Source organism: Okeania sp. SIO2C9, from assembly GCF_010672455.1.
GTDB lineage: Bacteria > Cyanobacteriota > Cyanobacteriia > Cyanobacteriales > Microcoleaceae > Okeania.
In genome coordinates this window covers 1-1,295 of sequence record NZ_JAAHGO010000249.1, presented here as the reverse complement: position 1 = coordinate 1,295, position 1,295 = coordinate 1, and the positions used below count along the sequence as shown (strand labels likewise).

The window sequence follows — 1,295 nt, the reverse complement described above, 5'->3', positions numbered from 1 at the left end:
GTGTGTTAATATTAAATAGGCAACTAAAGCTTAGGAAATAATTCATGTGAATGCGACTTGTTGACAGACATATTATTAACCGAACACATAACTTTTGGCGAGTGTGTGATGAGTTAGCCTTTAAGTCAAAAAACTTGTATAATTTGGCTAATTATTACTGTCGTCAACATTTTTTCTGTACTGGTCATAGTCTGGATTTAACTAAACTGTACCACACCACCAAAGATAGCGATGCCGGAGCGAGCATTACCAACTAAAGTATCAAAACAAATAATCAAATGCTTGGTTGCCACTTGGCATGGTTATTTTCAGGCTATAAAAGAATGGTCGCGCACATCCAGGGAAGTTTTTAGGTAAACCCAAAATACCCAAATATAAGGACAAAAGCAAAGGTAGAAATGTAGTTATATATTCAAAGGAATCAGTCTATAAAGCCCCTTTAAAAGATGGTATTTGTCACTTATCCATGAGTGAAATCAAAATACCTGTAGTTGTGGATACTGTCATCGAAGTCAGGATAGTACCTGCGACTGCCTGCTATATAATTGAAGTTGTGTATGAAAAAACAAATCAGCCCCAAATACATTCAACATCTGTAGCCGGAATAGACTTAGGGATTGACCGGTTAGTAGCTCTATCTACAAATAAGCTTGGTGTCAAACCACTGCTGATTAATGGGAAGCCACTAAAAAGCGTCAATCAATTATATAACAAGCGTAAAGCTAAGTACCAAAGTCATCTCAAAGGCAACAGAAAAACCAGTCGTAAGATTGAAGCATTGAGTTATCATCGAAATCGTTTTGTGGAGAATTATCTGCATAACACCAGTTTCTTAGTGGTTGAGTATTTAACCACAAATAATATTGGCACTGTAGTAATTGGAAAAAATGATAACTGGAAACAAGGTGCAAATATAGGCAAAAAAAACAACCAAAATTTTACTCAAATACCTCACTATAAGTTAATTCAACAGATAACTTATAAATGTGAACTTGCTGGTATCAAAGTCATGGAAACGGAAGAAAGTTACACCAGTAAAACTTCTGCACTTGACCTAGAATTGCCCTTAAGCCATGAAAATTATGTGGGAAAACGAGTCAAACGTGGTTTGTTTAGAAGTGGAACTGGTAAAGTGATTAATGCGGATATCAATGGTAGTATTCAAATTATCAGAAAGAAATTCCCAGAGGCATTTACTGCCGAGGGAATAGTGAGCTGTGCCGTACAGCCAGTATTGGTTAATCCAATATCAAGATAAAAGCTGTTACAATTTTCTACAGTTTTTTTCGTACGGT

The 1,295-nt window shown here is 36.0% G+C and carries 2 protein-coding genes; both read left to right on the top strand.

Features of this window, described 5'->3' with window-relative positions:
- Positions 1-50 precede the first annotated feature (50 nt).
- Entirely contained in the window at positions 51-257 is a 207-nt protein-coding gene (locus F6K23_RS40730; protein ID WP_293166929.1) for a hypothetical protein, read from the top strand.
- A 107-nt stretch (positions 258-364) separates the two neighbouring features.
- Positions 365-1,258 (top strand): RNA-guided endonuclease InsQ/TnpB family protein, encoded by an 894-nt coding sequence (locus tag F6K23_RS40725; protein WP_367267983.1) that lies wholly within the window; start codon positions 365-367, stop codon positions 1,256-1,258.
- Positions 1,259-1,295: the final 37 nt, after the last annotated feature.

What these genes read in the sequence shown, in the direction of transcription:
- F6K23_RS40730 (WP_293166929.1), top strand. Translation starts at nt 51, where the DNA reads ATGCGACTTGTTGACAGACATATTATTAACCGAACACATAACTTTTGG.